The sequence below is a fragment of the Shewanella sp. ALD9 genome (assembly GCF_002836315.1).
Taxonomy (GTDB): domain Bacteria; phylum Pseudomonadota; class Gammaproteobacteria; order Enterobacterales; family Shewanellaceae; genus Shewanella.
In genome coordinates this window covers 934,663-954,892 of sequence record NZ_PJCD01000003.1, presented here as the reverse complement: position 1 = coordinate 954,892, position 20,230 = coordinate 934,663, and the positions used below count along the sequence as shown (strand labels likewise).

The 20,230-nt window shown below is 40.4% G+C and carries 18 protein-coding genes and 2 tRNA genes; 9 read left to right on the top strand and 11 right to left on the bottom strand.

What is annotated here, in order from left to right:
• Positions 1–320: 320 nt before the first annotated feature.
• The 4 genes from CXF88_RS11780 to dnaQ all read right to left on the bottom strand — a co-directional run bounded on the left by CXF88_RS11780 (position 321) and on the right by dnaQ (position 2,758).
• Positions 321–397 (bottom strand) — tRNA-Asp (locus CXF88_RS11780).
• A gap of 80 nt (positions 398–477) precedes the next feature.
• Positions 478–554: transfer RNA gene (locus CXF88_RS11775), tRNA-Asp, on the bottom strand.
• Positions 555–681: 127 nt separating this feature from the next.
• Positions 682–2,019, bottom strand: a complete 1,338-nt coding sequence (locus CXF88_RS11770) for a TIGR03503 family protein (RefSeq protein WP_101087005.1) — start codon at positions 2,017–2,019, stop codon at positions 682–684.
• A 10-nt stretch (positions 2,020–2,029) separates the two neighbouring features.
• Positions 2,030–2,758 (bottom strand): DNA polymerase III subunit epsilon, encoded by a 729-nt coding sequence (gene dnaQ, locus CXF88_RS11765; protein WP_101087004.1) that lies wholly within the window; start codon positions 2,756–2,758, stop codon positions 2,030–2,032.
• 77 nt (positions 2,759–2,835) lie between these two features.
• On the opposite strand from dnaQ, the gene rnhA reads away from it, so the two are divergent.
• Positions 2,836–3,309: a ribonuclease HI gene (rnhA, locus tag CXF88_RS11760; RefSeq protein WP_101087003.1), complete on the top strand. Its 474-nt coding sequence runs from the start codon at positions 2,836–2,838 to the stop codon at positions 3,307–3,309.
• Between the two features lie 212 nt (positions 3,310–3,521).
• On the opposite strand, the gene CXF88_RS11755 is transcribed toward rnhA, so the two are convergent.
• Positions 3,522–4,301, bottom strand: coding sequence for a methyltransferase domain-containing protein (locus CXF88_RS11755; RefSeq protein WP_101087002.1), 780 nt, complete (start codon positions 4,299–4,301; stop codon positions 3,522–3,524).
• A gap of 176 nt (positions 4,302–4,477) precedes the next feature.
• Between CXF88_RS11755 and gloB the strand changes: the two genes are divergently transcribed.
• Positions 4,478–5,257 carry a hydroxyacylglutathione hydrolase gene (gloB, locus tag CXF88_RS11750; protein ID WP_101087001.1) on the top strand — a complete coding sequence of 260 codons (780 nt, stop codon included), beginning with the start codon at positions 4,478–4,480 and terminating at the stop codon, positions 5,255–5,257.
• Positions 5,258–5,407: 150 nt separating this feature from the next.
• A complete protein-coding gene (locus tag CXF88_RS11745; RefSeq protein WP_101087000.1) occupies positions 5,408–6,961 on the top strand; it encodes a LysM peptidoglycan-binding domain-containing protein in 1,554 nt (517 codons plus the stop codon).
• A gap of 525 nt (positions 6,962–7,486) precedes the next feature.
• Here CXF88_RS11745 and CXF88_RS11740 read toward each other — a convergent pair.
• Entirely contained in the window at positions 7,487–9,307 is a 1,821-nt protein-coding gene (locus tag CXF88_RS11740; protein WP_101086999.1) for an AsmA family protein, read from the bottom strand.
• 25 nt (positions 9,308–9,332) lie between these two features.
• Complete coding sequence (locus CXF88_RS11735) at positions 9,333–9,827, bottom strand: putative 4-hydroxy-4-methyl-2-oxoglutarate aldolase (protein WP_101086998.1); 495 nt, start codon at positions 9,825–9,827, stop codon at positions 9,333–9,335.
• A 193-nt stretch (positions 9,828–10,020) separates the two neighbouring features.
• On the opposite strand from CXF88_RS11735, the gene CXF88_RS11730 reads away from it, so the two are divergent.
• Complete coding sequence (locus tag CXF88_RS11730) at positions 10,021–10,335, top strand: hypothetical protein (protein WP_101086997.1); 315 nt, start codon at positions 10,021–10,023, stop codon at positions 10,333–10,335.
• A 299-nt stretch (positions 10,336–10,634) separates the two neighbouring features.
• Here CXF88_RS11730 and CXF88_RS11725 read toward each other — a convergent pair whose 3' ends face one another.
• Both CXF88_RS11725 and CXF88_RS11720 read right to left on the bottom strand, forming a co-directional pair.
• Positions 10,635–12,284 carry a methyl-accepting chemotaxis protein gene (locus tag CXF88_RS11725; protein WP_101086996.1) on the bottom strand — a complete coding sequence of 550 codons (1,650 nt, stop codon included), beginning with the start codon at positions 12,282–12,284 and terminating at the stop codon, positions 10,635–10,637.
• 309 nt (positions 12,285–12,593) lie between these two features.
• A complete protein-coding gene (locus CXF88_RS11720) occupies positions 12,594–13,520 on the bottom strand; it encodes a LysR family transcriptional regulator (RefSeq protein ID WP_197708434.1) in 927 nt (308 codons plus the stop codon).
• A 173-nt stretch (positions 13,521–13,693) separates the two neighbouring features.
• Between CXF88_RS11720 and CXF88_RS11715 the strand changes: the two genes are divergently transcribed.
• The 5 genes from CXF88_RS11715 to CXF88_RS11695 all read left to right on the top strand — a co-directional run bounded on the left by CXF88_RS11715 (position 13,694) and on the right by CXF88_RS11695 (position 18,388).
• The gene (locus CXF88_RS11715) at positions 13,694–14,914 is read left to right on the top strand and encodes an acyl-CoA dehydrogenase family protein (RefSeq protein WP_101086994.1); all 1,221 of its coding nucleotides are present in this window, start codon (positions 13,694–13,696) and stop codon (positions 14,912–14,914) included.
• Positions 14,915–14,925: 11 nt separating this feature from the next.
• Complete coding sequence (locus tag CXF88_RS11710) at positions 14,926–15,759, top strand: SDR family oxidoreductase (protein ID WP_101086993.1); 834 nt, start codon at positions 14,926–14,928, stop codon at positions 15,757–15,759.
• Complete coding sequence (locus tag CXF88_RS11705; RefSeq protein ID WP_101086992.1) at positions 15,759–16,826, top strand: phosphotransferase family protein; 1,068 nt, start codon at positions 15,759–15,761, stop codon at positions 16,824–16,826. The genes CXF88_RS11710 and CXF88_RS11705 overlap by 1 nt, the downstream gene beginning before the upstream one ends.
• 2 nt (positions 16,827–16,828) lie before the next feature.
• Positions 16,829–17,554 carry a histidine phosphatase family protein gene (locus CXF88_RS11700; protein ID WP_101086991.1) on the top strand — a complete coding sequence of 242 codons (726 nt, stop codon included), beginning with the start codon at positions 16,829–16,831 and terminating at the stop codon, positions 17,552–17,554.
• Positions 17,555–17,638: 84 nt separating this feature from the next.
• On the top strand, positions 17,639–18,388 hold the full coding sequence (locus tag CXF88_RS11695) for an SDR family oxidoreductase (protein WP_101086990.1): 750 nt from the start codon (positions 17,639–17,641) through the stop codon (positions 18,386–18,388).
• 84 nt (positions 18,389–18,472) lie between these two features.
• On the opposite strand, the gene CXF88_RS11690 is transcribed toward CXF88_RS11695, so the two are convergent.
• On the bottom strand, positions 18,473–19,006 hold the full coding sequence (locus CXF88_RS11690; protein ID WP_011637675.1) for a cell division protein ZapC: 534 nt from the start codon (positions 19,004–19,006) through the stop codon (positions 18,473–18,475).
• A gap of 168 nt (positions 19,007–19,174) precedes the next feature.
• A complete protein-coding gene (gene pyrD / locus CXF88_RS11685; protein ID WP_101086989.1) occupies positions 19,175–20,194 on the bottom strand; it encodes a quinone-dependent dihydroorotate dehydrogenase in 1,020 nt (339 codons plus the stop codon).
• Between the last annotated feature and the right edge of the window lie 36 nt (positions 20,195–20,230).

Sequence of the window (20,230 nt, the reverse complement as noted above, 5' to 3'; positions counted from 1 at the left end):
TAATGAGCTGACATTTGATAATCTAGCAGGTATTGCATTCTAGGCTGAATAACACATTCTGTTGATTTTTGAACAGAAAAAAGCCCCTACATTTCTGTAGAGGCTTTTTTCTTATTTGGCGGAGCGGACGCTGATGTTGAAACAGTGAACCCGCGACCTCCGGCGTGACAGGCCGGTTTTTATTGATATGTGATGGAATAACATTAATGCGCTGACATTTGATAATCTAGCAGGTATTGCATTCTAGGCTGAATAACACATTCTGTTGATTTTTGAACAGAAAAAAGCCCCTACATTTCTGTAGAGGCTTTTTTCTTATTTGGCGGAGCGGACGGGACTCGAACCCGCGACCCCCGGCGTGACAGGCCGGTATTCTAACCAACTGAACTACCGCTCCAAAACGGTTTGTATACACTTAATAAAACTAACAATAGTATAAAAATTATCTGTTTTATTAAGTGTAAACAGTCACTTGAATGGCGGAGCGGACGGGACTCGAACCCGCGACCCCCGGCGTGACAGGCCGGTATTCTAACCAACTGAACTACCGCTCCACACAAGTGCGATGAATAATAAAGTTGTGATAATTAATCGTCAACAGTTTTTTAATTGTTTTCGCTCATTTAGTTAAAAAATGTACAATTATCAAGTTTTAGTACAAAAACCACTCACTTCAGTGGCTTAGTTTTTATCATCTGGCATACTCAAATCAATATCATCTAAGTCGACGCTTTCTAGAATACTGTCTTTAGGTTTATCTTCATTCACTGGATTTTGCTTTAACCTTTCTTCCGCCGCAGCCATCGCCTTTGCCAGCGTTTGTTTTTTACGCCATATCACCAAACCAATAATACCAACGAAAAAAAGTATGCCATTAATGGTAACAATCCAGAACATCGCATCGTCTTTAGCGACTTGCTCTTCAATTTCTGCTTGAATGGCCGCTTTTTCAGCAAGTTCTTCAACTGTTGGGACTGGAGCAGGGGGCTCTACTAAATTAAAAAACATTTCAGGTAAATTGAGCACAATTTCTCGGCCATCAACCGTAGTAGAAACCACACTGCCTTTAACACGATAACTGCCAAACTCAGTCACTTTAGGTAAGTATAGAATTTGATCTGCACTGGTCATGGTTTGCAAGGTAATAGGCAGCAACAACCCAGCAGGGCCGACTAAGTCAAACTCAAAATGAGTTTCTGCTAATTTCACCACAGATTCATCAACCGTTAACTGTATCTGCCATATGCCTTTTAATGGATCGCTATTGGGTACCATTTTGACTTTGATTGGTTGTGGCAAGAGCTCAAACGGCATCACATATTCACGCTCAAAGACATTATTTCGTGCAGTGACATTGAGTACATAATGACCGGTAGGTTGTTGTAAATTATGGCTTCCGGTAAAGATGCCATCGTCAGGTGTTTCGTCCAACAATTCACCATTGTCTTTATAAGCACCGACAATAATGGTACCCGTTGCGAAATTGTCGTCAGTTGGAAGATGCGCACTGGTAAAACGTGCAGTCCATTCGACCATATACTCCAAACCCGGCATTCTCATGGTTAAATTATCACCCAAGAGTCTTGCTGTAACTTTTAACCTTTCACCCTGATAAAGTGGTTGCGGTAATGGTTGCACAGCAATGTCTAATGCAGAGATTTTTTGTATTGTCGACCCTTCAACCACACTGCCTAATAACTGCCAAGGCCCTGGCATCGGTTTTTCGATATAAATCATATCGGCAGCAATACCATCTACCCATTTTACCGTTTGAGGATGACGATTTGAGTACCATTTGCTGCCATCAGGTAAAATCACCACGACAGGCGCAGAACCATAGCTTCGTTGGATAACCAACGTTAAATGATCAACCATATAATCGATTCGAAAACGATTTTTAAGTTCTGCTGCTTGCGATGCATTGACCATTGCAGCTTGGGCATTAGGTTGCCAAGCGAAGATAAGACTCAGCAACAATAAACATGAAATAGCAAGATAACCGGCGCGAGTGGCACTCATAAAGGTTGGTTTACCCTCTCCAGAGACATTTACCTGACTTCGCAATGAGATCAAGTCGTTGTTCGTGTAATAGTATTTCATCGGCTGATGCACCAACGACTTTAAGATTAAACGCCGCCGGATCGATATTTTTAATTCCGCCACCTTCTTGACCCGCTTTTTCATTAGACAAATTAAACTTAATTTGTCCACCTGTCATGATTAAGTAAACATCAGCAAGAATTTCCGCATCGAGTAATGCGCCGTGATAAGTACGGCGGCCATTATCGATACCGTAACGTCGACACAACGCATCTAAGTTATTTTTTTGGCCTGGATGCAGACGCTTTGCAATGGCTAAACTGTCGAGAATACTGCAAATCTCTTTGGTTTTAGGCCCAATTGGATTGAGTTTTGAAAACTCATGGTCCATAAAGCTCACGTCGAAGTTGGCGTTATGAGCGACAATTTCAGCGCCATCGATAAAATCGATAAAATCTTTGGCTATTTGATGAAAACGCGGTTCGTTGGCAACACGGTCATTGGTAATACCGTGAACTTGAATTGCCTCTTCATCAATCGCTTGACCAGGATTAATATATTGGTGATACGTTCGACCTGTTAAGCGACGATTAATCACTTCAACACAACCAATTTCAATAATGCGATGGCCTACATAAATCGGTCCACCCGCTTGGTTCATACCGGTAGTTTCGGTATCGAGGATCACTTGACGACTTGCACTAGAAATAATGTTCATATTTTTTACTCATTCAGCCCTCGCCTTTGTATAAATTGAGTATACTGGCGCGAATATTTCGCTATGGTAACAACTTGATGGCCGAACTCAAACAGCTGTATATTTTTACTGATGGCTCTTGCTTAGGAAATCCAGGACCTGGCGGTTATGGCGTGGTAATGAAATATAAACATCAACAACATGAAATCGCCGATGGATTCTCATTAACAACCAATAATCGTATGGAACTTTTAGCCCCAATTATCGCGTTAGAAACCTTATACGAACCCTGTAATATTATTTTAACCAGCGATAGCCAGTATATGCGCCAAGGTATTATGACTTGGATCCATGGTTGGAAGAAAAAGGGCTGGATAACCTCAACTAAACAACCAGTTAAAAATGTCGATTTATGGAAGCGTCTAGATGCGGTAAGTCAATTACACAAGATCGACTGGCACTGGGTAAAAGGCCATGCCGGCCACATTGAAAATGAACGTTGTGATGTATTAGCACGCAAAGCGGCTGAAGCTAAGCCTCGACAAGCTGATACCGGTTATAACCCAGAATAGTGAGGTCATCGCTATTTAACTCTAGCTCGGGATAATCACTGGTTATCAAAAAGTCCTTTGCTACGCTAACGGGGTGCATTGACTTGCAATAAGCTAGATATTACCGCTTCCATCAGCCCTGGTAGCAAAAGTAATATTTTGCTATGAAATAGCTCAACTCTTCTGATTTTGGCTTACGGACCTCATCTCTTAAACCGAGTTGAGGTTACTTTTTATGATTTTGAATTGTTTAATGTCTGGGTCTCAATACTCGGAGTGTGAGTTAACCCGGTACGACCTGCCGATGGCGCCGTTGACCAGTTAGGCGCTTTGACCTTCGACTTATCTTTAATCGGTGTAAGTGGAGTCGTCATTTTTCGAGCCACGATTAAGTAAACACTGCCAGTACTAGGTAGCCAGTTGGCGATACTTTTTTGCCACAATGGTGCTTGTTGAGGTTTGCTCGGTTGATTAGGCGTATTGACTCCGCGGTGCCCTAATAACGAATGGTACATTAACCGTTCATCTGCTAGTACTTTATATCCCAGTAACCCAAGCCAATCTTTAACTCTTGATGGCATAAAAAACTGCCCGTTCCAAGGTAACTGAGTTTGATATTTGGGCAATATTTTGCCTATAAAAGCCGGACTGATGGGATTAAAACCAACAATAAAAATATAACCACTGCTAATGAGCACTCTGTCGAACTCTCGTAAAATTTGATAAGGGTCTGATTCAAATTCTAAAAGAAAACAACTTAACACCGCATCAATTGCACTTTGTTGTACAGGTAAATGATGCGGATCGGCTTGAATACTCGCATCAACGCCATCATAAACAGAAAAATGCCGTGCTATGCTGCAATGTAAACTGTTTAACTGGCTACTTAACGCCCCTGCTTTAAGTAAATGATAGCCAAATATTCGCGGCCACCATGGGGCTAATTTTGCTTCAATCTCAGCTTGCAATAATTCACCAAAAGGTAAATCTTGCCAAATAAGGGGTTTTAACATGGAGCCCGCCAACGATTACTTTGCAAAAATGTCATATTCTCTCAACCCATCAACTTTACCATAGCTCATTTAATATTCAGCTAACCATCATTGATACTTTCAGGATAACTTCACTTGAAGTTATTTAACGATATCCGTTACCCTAACAGATAGTCAATCATCACTCGAGTCAGATTATGCTTAACGTTCATACCATTCCAGCTTTTAATGACAACTACCTCTGGTTAATTCATCAAACAAGTAGCCTTGATGCTTATGTAGTTGACCCTGGCTGCGGCCAAAGTGTTATCGATTACCTAGCTACAACGGAACTTAATTTAGTCGGCATACTCATTACTCATCATCACAGCGACCATACTGGCGGTATAAAACAACTGCTGCAGCACTTCAACAACCGTCTTATTGTTTATGGTCCGAGTAACGAACCTATCGATGGTTTAACCCATCCTTTAACCGTTTCATCGGATATAAATATTGAGATACCTCATTTAGGGCTTACCCAAGTGATGGCAGTTCCTGGGCATACTTTAGGTCATATTGCCTATTATATTGATGATAAATTATTTTGTGGCGATACCTTATTCAGTGGCGGATGTGGACGTTTATTCGAAGGCACACCGACACAAATGCTGCAATCGTTAACTATGCTGGCAAACTTACCCGACCAAACCCAAGTCTTTTGTGCTCATGAATACACACAATCCAATGTCGATTTCGCCTTACATGTCACACCAAATAATTCACAGTTGATTGATTATGCCCACAAAGTTGGCCAATTACGCTCACAAAACATACCAACGATACCTAGCACAATCGCGACAGAAAAAGCCATAAACCCGTTCCTACGTTGTCATCTAAATGAGACTCAAGTCGCAATATCAACAGAATACAAAATAACAAATATAGATGATATTCAGACATTTACATTGTTAAGGGAATGGAAAAATCAATTTTAGATTAACATGAAAACACTTTAATAAGACATGCAAAATAATTTAATCTACAATGCCAAACTGAACTAAAGCATGACCAAAAGAGTCTCATAGGCATTTGGTATGTTCGCCCTTTTTTTAACGCCCTGAGAACTTGAGGAAGTGTATCTTCAAATGAAAGCAAACTTGATTATTATAGCTGGCAGTATGCTGGCTATAACGGGGTGCCAGACACTCCATACTGCAGAGCCAAGTTCTGATAGTACAACCCACACTGTTACAGCTAACGCTAAAAACAAAAAATCAGCGACCGTAACCCTTGATCAAATTGAAGAACAAGTTGCTCAAGTTAACGATTTATGGCTCATGATCGGCAATCAAATGCGCTTTCCTGTTGTCGATAATGCTTTAGTGGCTCAATACCGCCAATGGTACATCGAGAATCCTACGCATTTAGAAATCGTGACTCAACGTGCTCAGCCATATCTGTATTACATTGTCGAACAGTTAAAAAAGCGCAATTTACCTTTAGAGCTAGCATTGTTACCTATTGTTGAAAGTGGCTTTGACCCACTCGCCTATTCACCAAGTGATGCCTCGGGGTTATGGCAATTAACCGCGCCAACGGCCATGTCGTTCGGTGTAAAGACAAATTGGTGGTATGACGGACGCCGTGATGTTGCCTCATCGACAAAAGCTGCTTTAGATTTAATGGAATACCTCTACGCCAAAATGGATCACAATTGGTTATATACCATTGCCGCTTATAACTCAGGTGAAGGCCGAATATTCAATGCAATAAAACATAACCAAGCCCGTGGAAAATCGACAGATTTCTGGTCACTATCGCTGCCTCGGGAAACGGCTCATTATGTGCCTCAGTTATTAGCATTGGCCGATGTCATTAAACATGCAGACAAGTACGGTATCAATTTAATCCCTATTGATAATTCACCTCAGATAGAGGTAGTCAATATTGAAAGCCAACTCGACATTAACTTAGCTGCTGATTTGGCTCAAATTGACATAAATGATTTAAAAGCGATTAATCCAGGTTTAAAGCGCTGGGCAACCGCCCCACAAGGTCCACATCAATTGATTGTACCTAGTGAAAAAGCGGCATCCTTTAAACGAGCATTAGCCACTATTGAACCAAACTCCCGTATTAACTGGGTTCGGTATAAAATTAAATCTGGTGACAGCATCAGTGAAATTGCCGACCAATTTGAAACCACTGCAACATTAATAAGAAGCAGTAACGGTATTAAAGGCAATAATATTGTTGCTGGTCGTTTTTTAATTATTCCTGTTGCGGCAAAAGATCCCGATCTCGTCACCATGACCGCAGACCAAGTACTCGCGCGTAGAACCGTGGTTAAATCAAGCTCGAACAAGCAAGCTTATACCATTAAATCTGGTGATTCATTATGGAAGATAGCGCAGTCACAGCAAGTGACCGTCGCACAACTAATGAAGTGGAATAATCTTAAAAAACAATCCACGTTAGCCATTGGCAAATCATTAGTTATTTTTCCTAATGAAGTCGCCTCTCTCACTGCAAGCAATGATAAAACGGTTAGCTATCGCGTACAATCAGGTGACTCTTTAGCGCGTATAGCACTTAAATATAAGGTTACCGTTGCAGAGTTAATCGAATGGAACAGTTTACAAAACAGTAAATTGATCCAACCAGGACAGATACTGAAATTGATTATGACCAATAGCTAGTTAGCTTTGCCAATAAGGCACAATTAATGAACAAAGGCTAAAATAGCTATTGGTATGAGTTAAACACTCAGTTAATTTCAGCCATAAAAAAACGGACAAGTGAACACTTGTCCGTTTTTTTATGGCATAACATTAGCATTAATAAATCCACTGGTTCACAGTGTTCAATAATTTGATTAGGCTAACCATACTGTTATTACTGTACATTACTATCCATTTTTAGCCTAGATAACCTCGACTCGGGATAATAAACGGTTATAAAACAGTCCTTTGTCTCGCTAACTGTGTTGCATTGACTTGCAATAGGTTAGCTATTGACGTACCAATGCGCCTTGTTAGCAAAACAAATGACAAGTTTGATATAAAATAGGCTAAATATTGTCATTTCGACTCACATATCCCACTTCTTACACCGAGTTGAGGTTAGTTAACTGCAAACCGTATAGCAGTAACAAAGCCGCTTTGAATAAGGCTGTAGTATTATTCATATCGAAGCACCTACAGCCCTTGTCATTAATGGATGATTTAAATTCCAAGCTTCTTAAACAATCCTTCTTTTAGCTTTTCTTTAGCTTTATCAGCCTCATCTTTAAATTGGCCTTCCAATAACGCTTTGGTATCAATGCCAAACTTAGGCTCTTGGAATGTACCTTTGATAGTTAACGGAATGTCGATACCTTTCAGTGACTCATCAGCAGCTTCGCCTTGTCCTGATAATGACCCAACGACACTGGTTGTTAAGGTGTAATCCAACGCTTCGGTGGCAATGTTTGCTGTGCCTTTACCATTTAAGCGAATTAACGGTGAAGCCATCGCTAAATCAGGGTTAGTCACAACAGCATCTTTCATCGTGAAACTACCGGTCAAACTGGTAAAATCGGTTTTCAGCTCTTCTTTCTTATCTGCCGATAAATCACCTTTCAATTTTTGCTGCGCGCTACGGATCATCTGTGGAATGTTAACCCCATACAACGAGCCATCTGCTACTTCAAACTGCCCCTCTGCATTAAGATTGTTTTTTAGATTATCAGCAATCAAACTGGCACCGCTGCCTTTAACTTCAAAACTCGCTGTTCCAGAAAGTAAATCCACTTCAGCAGCATCGATTAATAACGGACGAATTTGCACACCAGTTAATTTTTTATCAAACACATAAGTTGGTACCGCTTTACGACCATCAAGCTTAGCGCTAAGTACTAGCTTACCTTCATATAAATCGGCAGTCAGCGACGATAACGTTAATACACCTTTATTTATGGCCATTTTCATTTGCCAATTTTGCGTTAACATATTACTGACTTTAATTGATTTAGCGGTTAAGTTTAGAGTTAAATCTATACTCTTTAATGCCGATAAATCAGGTTCTTGAGTTGACGCAGCTTCAGATGTTGCCTCAGTTTCTTTCGCATCGCCTTCTTGCTTTGGCAGTAATGCATCGACATCAATATCGCCAACATCAAGATTCATCGCAATTTTAGGAATGCTATTACCATAATTAATCTTAATATCGCCAGTGGCAGCTAAGTCCATAGCTGACATTTTAGTCAATTGCAGCTCAATGGTTTTTGCATCTAATGCCATCGTCATTTGTGTACTCAGCTCTGCGGTAATCGCTTTGCCTGGCAAGCTATCGCCTTGGGCTTTATGCACCATGTCAAAATCATTAATCGTGACATTCTGCAATGCTTGGTCGACTTTAACGTTGCCTTGCCCAGATGACGCTAACTGCATATCAGGCAGTGTCGCTGAAAACTCGTAAGCAAAATCAGCGAATTGTCCTAGGCTGAACTGTCCTAAAGTAAAACTTTTTAGACTGAAGGTTTGAGTGGTATTGCTGGCCATATCAATAATATTGATATTCGTATTGGTAAGTTCAATGCCGCCAATATCTAAGGTCTGTAAAGACATCGCTTCTGAATTGCTTGAGGTTGATTGCGGTTTTTCTGCCGATGTTTCAGCAGTCAAACCATCAAAACTGGTCTTGCCGTCTTTTTGAGTGACTAAGTTGAGTGTTAAGCCATCAAGCTTTAATAAATCAACTTCAATTTGTTGGCTAAATAATGGCATCAACGCCACATTAGCCACGGCCTCATTAACATCAAGCATCGAAGCTGGGGTAAACCCATTTGGGTTCGATAACGAAATGCCCCCAAGCTTGATGCCTAAAGATGGAAACACGCTCCAACTTAAATCTTGGCTGATTTGTAAATCACGGCCAGTTTGTTTTTTTACCGCATCGACAATTTGCGGTTTAAAATTATTTAAATCGAAAAACATTGTGAGGTAGACAGTTACACCTATCACTAACGTTAGCACTATTGCTAACAACCACTTTATTAGTTTCATTTTTGCTTCCTTGTCTGTCGCTATTTTAAGTTAAAATAGCTAAATCCAGTGCCTGCCTACTGACAGCAACACCATTTAAATCTGCGTAGATCATCATTCCAGGAGAAATACTGATGCCAGCAATCTCAATTGTGACATTGACCTCTCCTACGCCTTTTTTGTCAGTTTTAATGGGATTAGCGCCTAAAGCTTGCACACCAATTAACATGGTGTTAATGGTTCCAGCGTCACGAATACAACCATTAATGATAATACCTTCCCAACCATTGTCACATGCACTTAAGGCTATCATGTCGCCAAGCAATGCACGTCTTGTTGAGCCACCTCCGTCAACAACCAATACTTTACCGTGACCCTTTTTAGCTAATTCAGATTTTACTTTTGAATTGTCTTCAAAACATTTAACGGTCACGACTTCACCATAGAATATCGATTTTGCGCCGAATGCTTTCCATGGATTTGACAACAACGTCAATTGTTCAGGGTAGTGATCAAATAAGTCTGGCAATAGATCTAACATGACTCCTCCTTGTAGATCAAAATCTTAGGTTACCGAGAATGAGTATATTCAACAAGTATTGTTAACGATATATTATTACACTCAAAAAGTACCGTTAACTTAGTATATCAACATACCCACAAATCAAGTTAAAGAGTGACTTATTCAATAAAAATGAATATAATTTATAAAAATAACGTAAAAAATCATACTTATGAGTGAAGATTTAAATTTACAGAAAATGATGGATGCGTTTGATGAGTTAGACTTCGAACAACGCACTACCACAAACCTTGAAAATGCCCGTAATAAGCAGCAAATGACAGCGTATATCGACTCGTTGGATTTCAGTTTGCGCCGTTTATTAATCTTGCAAGACACGGTCAATACTATTGTTGAGCAGAAACAAGTAAACCTGCTTAAACAAGAGCATATTCAAACTTATAAAACTAAGATAATTAACCTCTCACGCCAGTACAATATCTCATATCAAGATGTCATCAACATTATGGTGCAAATATCACACTAGTACTGCTGAAATAATTCAATCTATTTCTGAGAGAATAATTAACCTCAACTTGAGTGAACAGGTGAAATAAATCGCTAAAATGGATTTATTTCAAGTCTGCTATCGCAAACTTGCGATGTATTTAACTCATAATGATTTTTTCATCAGTCAGTTACTATATCAATAACATGGCTATTTCAAGTGAAAACACCATCGATAGTAAGTTATAGAGTCTGTGAGATAAAGAGCTGTTTGGGCATCATTCATTATCTCGAACGGAAGCTAGTCAGGCTTATAGAACCAACCTGACTAACGGCGGGTTATTTTACTTTAAATTGGTCTACAAGTTGATGTAACTGAATAGCACCTTGTTCTATATCCATACTGCCTTTGTTAATGAGCTCATTCTGAGTTCGATTTTCTAACGACATGTCATTGATGCGAGTAATATTCATATTCAGTTCGCCAATAACAGTGCTTTGCTCTTCTGTGGCTGCTGCTATTTGAACATTCATTTGCGATATTTGCTCAATTGAAGACTTAATATTTTCAAGCGCAACTACAACTTGTTGAGTTTCATTGACCGTTTCAGATGATTTGACTTTAGCCCTAGCAACAGAAGCATTAACACTGTCAATGGCACTTCTGATTGCGTCGATGATAAGATTAATTTCACTTGTTGAAGCTTGAGTTCGGCTAGCAAGCGTTCGAACTTCATCAGCAACAACAGCAAAACCTCGACCAGCTTCTCCCGCTCTAGCGGCTTCGATGGCAGCATTCAACGCTAACAAATTAGTTTGATCTGCTATTCCCACAATCACATCCAGAATTTGACCAATCTTACTTGAACTTACTTGTAAGCCTTTAGCAACCTCTTCTGTCGCGGCTAATTCACTGGATAATTCAGATATTTTTTTCATCGCATTATCAACAACGTTAGCAGATTTGTCTGCCTCTTTATCAGCATGGTGGGTACTGTCTGCTGCCAGTTGCGCATTAGAAGCCACTTCTGATGCGGTCATCGACATTTCATTTATCGCGGTTGCCACATTCTCAGTTTCGGCTTGTACATTAGATGAGATTTGATTGGCCTGCTGTGCAATCGTCGACATATTTTGTGCTAAGCGACTCGACTCATCAACCGAGTGGCTGACAGATATAATGACTTTCTGGATTTTATCAATAAAAGCATTGAAATGATGTGCGATTTGTTTGAGTTCATCATTACCCTCTTCAGACAAACGTAAGGTCAAGTCCCCCTCGCCCTTGGCAATATTTTTAAACGCGCTAATGGTTTCAATCATCGGCCCTGAAATACTGCGAATGATAAAAAACAGCAATAAGATGACAGGCAGCCAAACCAGAGCCAATAACAATAAGTATTGCGTAATAAATTGATTTTTATCATTTTGAATATCATCGACATAGATACCCGTCCCGATAATCCATCCCCAGGGCCTAAAACGCTTGACCACTGACATTTTTGGACTAGGTTGTTCCTGTTGTGGTTTGTTCCACATGTAATCTACTCGTGCTGAATCCTGCTGTTCGGTACGTTGGATCATTTGTTCAAACAGCTTAACGCCATTTGGATCTTGCATTGCTAATACCTTGGTATTGACTAATTGCTTAGCAAAAGCATGTTGGATCATCGTCCCTTGAGTATCAATACTGAAATAATACTCATTGCCTGAATAGCGTAATTTATCAATTGCCGCCAAAGCCATGACTTTGGCCTCATCTTCGCTCAGGCTTCCAGACTGAGCATCTTGATAATATTTATCCGCGATGGTGGTAGCGATGTCTACCAAAGCATTCAGTTTGGCTTCTTTCTCATTAATTAACACGTTTTCAACTCGTGTTAATGAAAACCAGAAAACGATAACAGTAGCAATGATTGCTAATGCCAACATTCCTAATAAACGGTTTGCAATTGTCGTTTTACGAAAAAACATATTAATTGGGTTCATACAGGCACCATGACATTATGATTATTATTAAAATGGTTATGAGATGAAAACTGACACGAACTCAGCAATGTTAGTTATAGTATAAAATAGACTCAGTAACAGGACTGTTTTATCACTGCTGTGTTTTGTTGATGAGTTGTTCACGATAGTGCTTCGCAACCGACAAATATAGTAGACTTTATTATAATGGCTAAAAAGGGCCCCTTAATTATTCCATGCTGCATCTATCGTAATAATGCAGCTTGATCTGGTTCGATATGCCAATCGATATTTCTGCTCAATAGCGTTTCTATTCCGCAATAAAGATGATTACTTCGCAACAATAACCATCTCAATTTGTGCTCTTAACCACACAAAAGCGGGATCGGTCTCAGTATTCATGTGCCAATATAAATGGGTATCAATGTCCGGTAGTTCAAATGGCATTGTGCACACATGTAAATCTGGATGTGTAAATTGCTCCGCTAAAGAGCGCGGTAAGGTCAACATAAAAGGCGACCCTATGACAATTTTCGCGGCTGTTTGGTAACTCTGGCATCGGTATTTAATGTGCCGATTAATACCTTGTTGTTGTAACAAAATATCTTCCATTACTCGGCCAGTGGGCCTACTCGATACTGCTACATGCTCAGCATTGGCATAGTCGGTTGGAGTCAGCTTCGTACTAGGCTCTAAATACATTGCATGTTGTCGACGGTCTATCAACACACAAAATGGATCTGACAACAGAGTTTTATGGGCTAAAGGGGCATTCACCGCTCGCGCAACATCAATGGCTAAATCCACTTCTCCGTTCGCCAACTGGCGCGCTATATTTTCCCGAAACAATGACATACTGGCTATTTTCGCATGCGGAATTAACTGCGCAACTTGCTTAATCAGCGTCGGCATTATTTGGCTTTCTAGCGCTTCATGAATGGCTATTTTAAAAGTTTGCTCCGTAGTAAGCGGGTCAAACTCCCCACATTGCTGCAGTACTTGCCTTATTCGATTTAGCGCACTTATAAGTTGCGGAGCCATACGTTGACAAGCAGCTGTCGGTTGCATTTGCAGGCCTTGGCGTACAAATAGCGGGTCGTTTAACACTAAACGTAATCGTTTTATCGCATGGCTTACTGCTGATGGCGTTATAAACAACGACTTTGACGCTAAAGTCATGTTTTGTTCAGAATAAAGCGCTTCAAATATTTTCAACAAATTAAGGTCAAGCTGCTGAATTGCTTTAGTATCTGCCATCTTGATCTCTATTGTTAAATGAATTTGCCACACACATCTATGAATGGCATTCATTACAACCTAGCATGTTATTTCATTTCATTCACTCAAAATACTGCGATATGCTGAACCCTTAACAATAGCTTGGTCACATACTGACAATAACTGAGGCTTACGTCACACAGGATGCTTAAATGAATATCTACGCTACAGAAAAATCACAACAATATTTAGCGAAAGTAACGTTGTTTATTAATCAATATATCCTCCCAATTGAAGCTGAATTACTCGCAGAAAATAGACGAATCAATCACAGTTGCGATTGGACACGTTGGCAACTGTTACCGCAAATAGAAGCACTTAAAGCTCAAGCAAAAGCACTAGGATTATGGAATTTATTTCTACCTGATGCCACATTAGGTAAAGGGCTGACTTGTGTTGAATACGCCCCCTTAGCTGAAGCAATGGGGCGATCGCTTCTGGCCCCAGAAATCTTCAATTGTAATGCACCAGATACCGGTAACATGGAAGTGCTTTATCACTTTGGTGATAAGCAACAACAGCAACAATGGTTAACACCTCTACTAGCTGGCGAAATCCGATCAGTATTTGCGATGACAGAACCTGACGTGGCTTCGTCGGATGCCACCAATATGCAAGCCACTATTATTGAAGACGGTGATGATGTTGTCATCAATGGCCGCAAATGGTGGTCAACGGGTTTGGGCCATCCAAATAGTAAGATCATGATCTTTATGGGACTGTCTCATAGCGACGCACCAAAACACCAACGTCATAGCATGGTATTGGTGCCGATGGACACGCCTGGGGTCAGCATCACACGTATGTTAACCGCCTATGGTGATTATGATGCCCCTTATGGCCATGGAGAAATGGAACTCGTTAATGTACGAGTACCCAAAAGTAATGTCATTATGGGTTTAGGTAAAGGCTTTGAAATAGCTCAAGGTCGATTAGGCCCCGGTCGTATTCATCACTGTATGCGCGCGATTGGCGCAGCAGAACGAGCCTTATCATTAGCGATTGAGCGCGGTAAATCTCGAATCGCCTTTGGTCAGCCTATTATCAAATTAGGCGGTAATCTTGAACGTATAGCCCAAGCGCGCATGGCAATAGAGCAAGCTCGATTATTGACACTTAATGCCGCGTGGAAAATCGATAACTTAGGCGTCAAGCACGCCATGACCGATATTTCGGCAATTAAAGTGGTTGTCCCGAATATGCTGACCCAAGTCGTCGATATGGCGATTCAAATATATGGTGGTGCAGGCATGAACCATGACACACCATTAGCAGGTTTTGCAGCAATGGCCCGCAGTTTACGTTTAGCCGATGGACCGGATGAAGTGCATATGGCCATGGTGTCGCGTCTTGAGTTAGCAAAGTACCAATAATGGTGATAACAATGAAACCAATAGAACAACAACATGTGGTGATCACCGGCGCGGCATCGGGCTTAGGTAAAGCTCTTGCGCTTAAATGGGCGAGTCAGCATGCCGAAGTGTGCGTTGCAGATATTAATCAACCAGCTGGCGAACAAGTGTGCCAAGAAATCGAAGCGTTAGGAGGCAAGGCTTTTTTCGTGCCTTGCGATATCACCAACACAGACAGCATTACAGCCCTCGTAAAAGTACTGAATGAGCGTTGGCAACATATCGATGTATTAATCAATAATGCCGGCGTGGCTTCTGCAGATAAAATAGAAGCTGAACCTATGTTGCAATGGCGTTGGATTATGGAAATCAACTTATTTGGTATCGTTAACATGTGTCAGCAATTTGTACCGCTTTTTAAACAACAAGGTGTTGGCAGTATTGTGAATGTGGCATCACAAGCGGGTTTAACCCCTATCCCATTTATGTCCAGTTATAATGCATCAAAAGCGGCTGTGGTATCGTTGTCAGAAACGTTGCGCTTAGAACTTGCCGATGACAATATTAATGTTAGCGTGTTATGCCCTGGCTTTTTTAAAACAAATCTTGGTACTAGCTTACGCACCCAATTACCAACCATGGAAAAACTCATGGGTAAGCTATTTGATAAGTCACCTATCAATGCAACACAAGTGGCAGACATCGCCTATCAAGGCGAAAAGAACAAACAATTTCTATTACTGACACATCAACAAGGCAAACGGCTTTATCAGTTAAAACGTTTATTGCCTTTACATTGGTATTTTAAACTAGTGTTAAAACAAACACAGCGTCTTAGGCAATTGTTAAGGGAGGAACAAGCTTAATGAACCAACAATATCTTGATAAAGCTAAAACGGTTCGTACCGGCGAGGAGCTTGACGCAGCGGTTATCGACCCGTGGTTAAAACAGCACATTAATGGGCTTGAAGGTGAGTTAACCATAACCCAGTACACTGGCGGTGCATCCAATTGGACTTACTGTTTAAGCTACGCTAATCGCGAGCTTATTTTACGCCGTGCACCTAAAGGCACCAAAGCCAAAGGTGCTCACGACATGGGGCGCGAGTATCGATTACAGCAAGCACTTAAACCCGTGTACCCTTATGTGCCTGCAATGCTGGTACATTGCGATGATGACAATGTCTTAGGGACTGAGTTTTATGTCATGGAAAAGCTCAATGGCATTATCCCAAGACAAAATCTTCCTCAAGGCTTAAAAGTCGATAAACAACAAGCCAGAACCCTTTGCACCAATGTGATTGATTGTTTAATCGAGTTACACAAAGTGGATATTGATGCCGCTAACCTTAACCACATCGGCAAAGGCGAAGGTTATACTCAGCGTCAGATTGATGGCTGGAGCCAGCGCTACACTCAAGCTAAAACTTGGAATGTGCCCTCTGGTAAAAGTGTGATGACTTGGCTACAACAACATAAACCAGCACAAGAAACCATTTGCCTAACCCACAATGACTTTCGGTTTGATAACGTGGTGTTAGATCCAGATGACATCAGTAAGGTCAATGGAATACTAGACTGGGAACTGGCAACACTCGGTAATCCATTGATGGATTTGGGCAATACCCTCGCCTATTGGGTTGAAGCCGATGATGACTTTTTAGCTCAAATGACTCGCCGCCAACCCACACACCTTGATGGCATGCTCACTCGCGAGCAAGTGGTGAAATATTACTGTGACAAAATGGACATCACTATTGAAAATTTTCGCTTTTATGAAGTATTTGGTTTATTCCGTTTAGCAGGCATAGTGCAGCAAATTTATTATCGCTATCACCATAAACAAACACGCAACCCTGCATTCAAACAATTTTGGATTTTTTCACATTATTTGTTGTGGCGCTGTAAACGTGCAATGAAGCAAAAAGGATAACCGTGGCGAATATTTATTTAATCCGCCATGGGCAAGCAAGCTTTGGCGCAAATAACTATGACAACTTATCAAGTTTAGGCCATAGCCAAGCAAGGCATTTGGGTGAGTATTTTAACCAACGCTTAATTCAACCTAAGCATGTTATTTGCGGCAACATGACTCGTCATCAACAAACTCGTGATGCTTGTTTATCGACGTTGTCACCACTTTTATTGAATGAGTCATTACAGATAAGTACTCTTTGGAATGAGTTTGACCATGAAAATGTGATTGCGGTTTATCGACCAGACTTAGCCAATCCAGAAGCGATGAAGCATTACCTTCAACAACAAACTTCACCCACAAGGGCCTTTATCGAATTATTTAGTCAAGCCATTGAGCAATGGCAACAACAATCAAATTACGCTAACGATAACTATAACTATAACTATAACTATAACGAATCTTGGCAACACTTTACTCAACGTGTAAGCCAAGGATTACAACAACTGATCGAGCAGACAAATGACAATGACACTGTGTTTGTATTCACCTCTGGTGGCGTAATTAGTGCCGCGATAATGCAAATATTATCAGTACCAGAAGGTCAATTTTTTAATATCAATAAACAGCTAGTTAATTGCGGTGTGAGCCAATTACAGTTAAAACGACAACGACTGAGTTTAATTACCTTAAATGAGCATAGCTTTTTTGATGGGGAGCTACGCCATTTATGCAGCTTGATTTAAGTTATATTCACTTTGTGAGTATCGTTAAGTGACGATGCTCAACACATTTAGCAAAACAATTAAAACAAAAATAAAGAGCACATTATGAAACGGACAAACATATTAATCACTGGGGCGAGTTCAGGTTTAGGCCGCGGTATGGCACTTGAATTTGCTAAGCAAAACCATAATCTAGCCTTGTGTGCTAGACGAATAGACCGCCTCGAAGAATTAAAGCAAGAATTATTGGTGATTAATCCCAATATACAGGTGTTAATTAAATCACTTGATGTGAACGACCACCCACAAGTATTTGAAGTATTTAGTCAATTTAAACAAGAATTAGGCCAACTAGATCGCGTCATTGTTAATGCTGGAATGGGCAAAGGTGCTGCAATTGGTAGCGGTTTTTTTGAAGCTAACTTACAAACTGCGCAAACTAACTTTATTGCTGCAATAGCCCAGTGTGAAGCTGCGATGGCCATTTTTCGTGAGCAAAACAATGGCCATCTTGTCACTATTTCATCGATTAGTGCAGTGCGTGGATTTAGACGTGCCATGACCGTTTATGCGGCTACAAAAGCCGCCTTAACGTCGTTATCTGAAGGTATCCGTATCGATGTGATGAACACACCAATAAAAGTGACGTGTATACACCCTGGCTTTATTCGCACTGAGATTAATGAAAAAGTTAAAACGGTTCCGTTTATTGTCGACACCGAGACAGGTTGTAAAGCTATGGTTAAAGCGATTCAAAAAGAGAAAGCTAATGCTTATGTACCGAGTTATCCATGGGCTATTTTGCATTGGGTATTACGTATTGCGCCGCTTAGTGTGCTGCGTAAAATGAGTTAAATGTTTTTAAGAAAATGAGCTAAAACAAAAATGCCAAACTCTATGTTTGGCATTATTTTATTACGCACATTAACTTCAATGATATTAAGCTGCCACGACTTGTCTGGCTTTACGCAATGGGTGCAAACGATTATGCATCACTTTAATGGTATCGAATTGTACTAGCGATTTGCTGTCTGATAACTGACAGTATTGCGATAGAATCATCACTGTTGCGGCTTGTAAGCCATTATCAACCACTAATGCTAATACTTTTGAATAACCACAATTAAGTTGAAATAACTTACCGACTTCGCAATAAACACACTCATCACTCACGTCGAAAAACCAAGACTTGGGCATTTGTGATTGTAATAAAAAATGGGCAGCGGTGGCATTTAAAGCGGTTTGTACAATACCTGCATCAGAGATGTGTAGCACTTTAGGAAGTGTTTCGAGCATTTTAATGTAGAATTTTGCGTGTTCAAGATTAAATTCAGTTGCGGTTAACGCATCTGGAATTAATAGTTTTGTCTTGTATGGGGTTAAGAACTCCATCTCGGAACCCAATGAAATACTTAGCTGCTTGCAAGTTTCATTGTATTCCCAATGCCAGTCCTTGTTTGGCATTAATAACATGGCAATCTGCACCTAAATGTTGAACACTTGTGCATAATAGTTTATTTTTCACCCAATATCAAAATTTAATTATAAATTATAACATAAATTTCATAGTGTTAGCGCGATCGAATGATCTAAAATTCGATCGCGGCATGATTTTTGATCAATAACGTTATATTTTAGTCACTATTTTTTACAATAAGCTCTAGCGATCTGATCAACCAATTTAGGACCTTGATAGATAAAACCAGAGTATATCTGCACCATAGTTGAGCCAGCGTCAAATTTAGCTAAAGCATCTGCTGCACTATTGATCCCACCAACACCAATGATCGGGATCTTACCTTGTAAACAGATCGCTAATTGTTTGATCACTTGTGTTGATAAATCCGTCAACGGTTTGCCACTTAATCCACCCATTTCTTCAGCATTTTTTAATCCAACCACATTATCGCGGCTTAAGGTGGTGTTGGTAGCGATAACACCATCAAACTGATTACTCATCAATGAATCAGCTATGGCGCTAATTTCTTCTGAGCTTAAATCAGGCGCAATTTTTAGCGCCACTGGCACATATTTACCGTGTTTAGCAGCTAATTCAGTTTGTTTGGCTTTAATTGAGCTAAGTAAGTCATCTAATAACTCACCGTATTGCATTGAACGTAAACCAGGAGTGTTAGGAGAGGAAATATTAACTGCAATATAGCTCGCATATTGATAAACCTTTTCCATACAAATTAAGTAGTCATCTTTACCCTGCTCTACTGGAGTGTCTTTATTTTTACCTATGTTCACGCCAACCATAATGTCAGACTTTTTGGCCATTAAATTACGAACCAGATTATCGACACCTTTATTATTAAAACCCATGCGATTAATAATACCTTTGGCAGGTTTTAATCGGAATAAACGCGGTTGATCGTTACCGGCTTGTGGCCGTGGTGTTACTGTCCCGACTTCAACATGGCCAAAACCCATTGCATGAAAAGCATCAATTGACTCGCCGTCTTTATCTAATCCAGCAGCTAAGCCGACAGGATTTGGGAACGTCAGTCCCATACAGGTTACAGGAGCAGATTTAACCTGTTGACGATAGAAACAATTTAACAGATTGTTTCCGGTCATTTTCAAACTGCCAATCGCGATATTGTGGGCTAACTCAGGGTCCATCTGAAACATTACTTTTTGCGCGAGTTTGTAAAACATGTTTTCTCCTAGACCTAAAAAAAACCCCGGCAATCG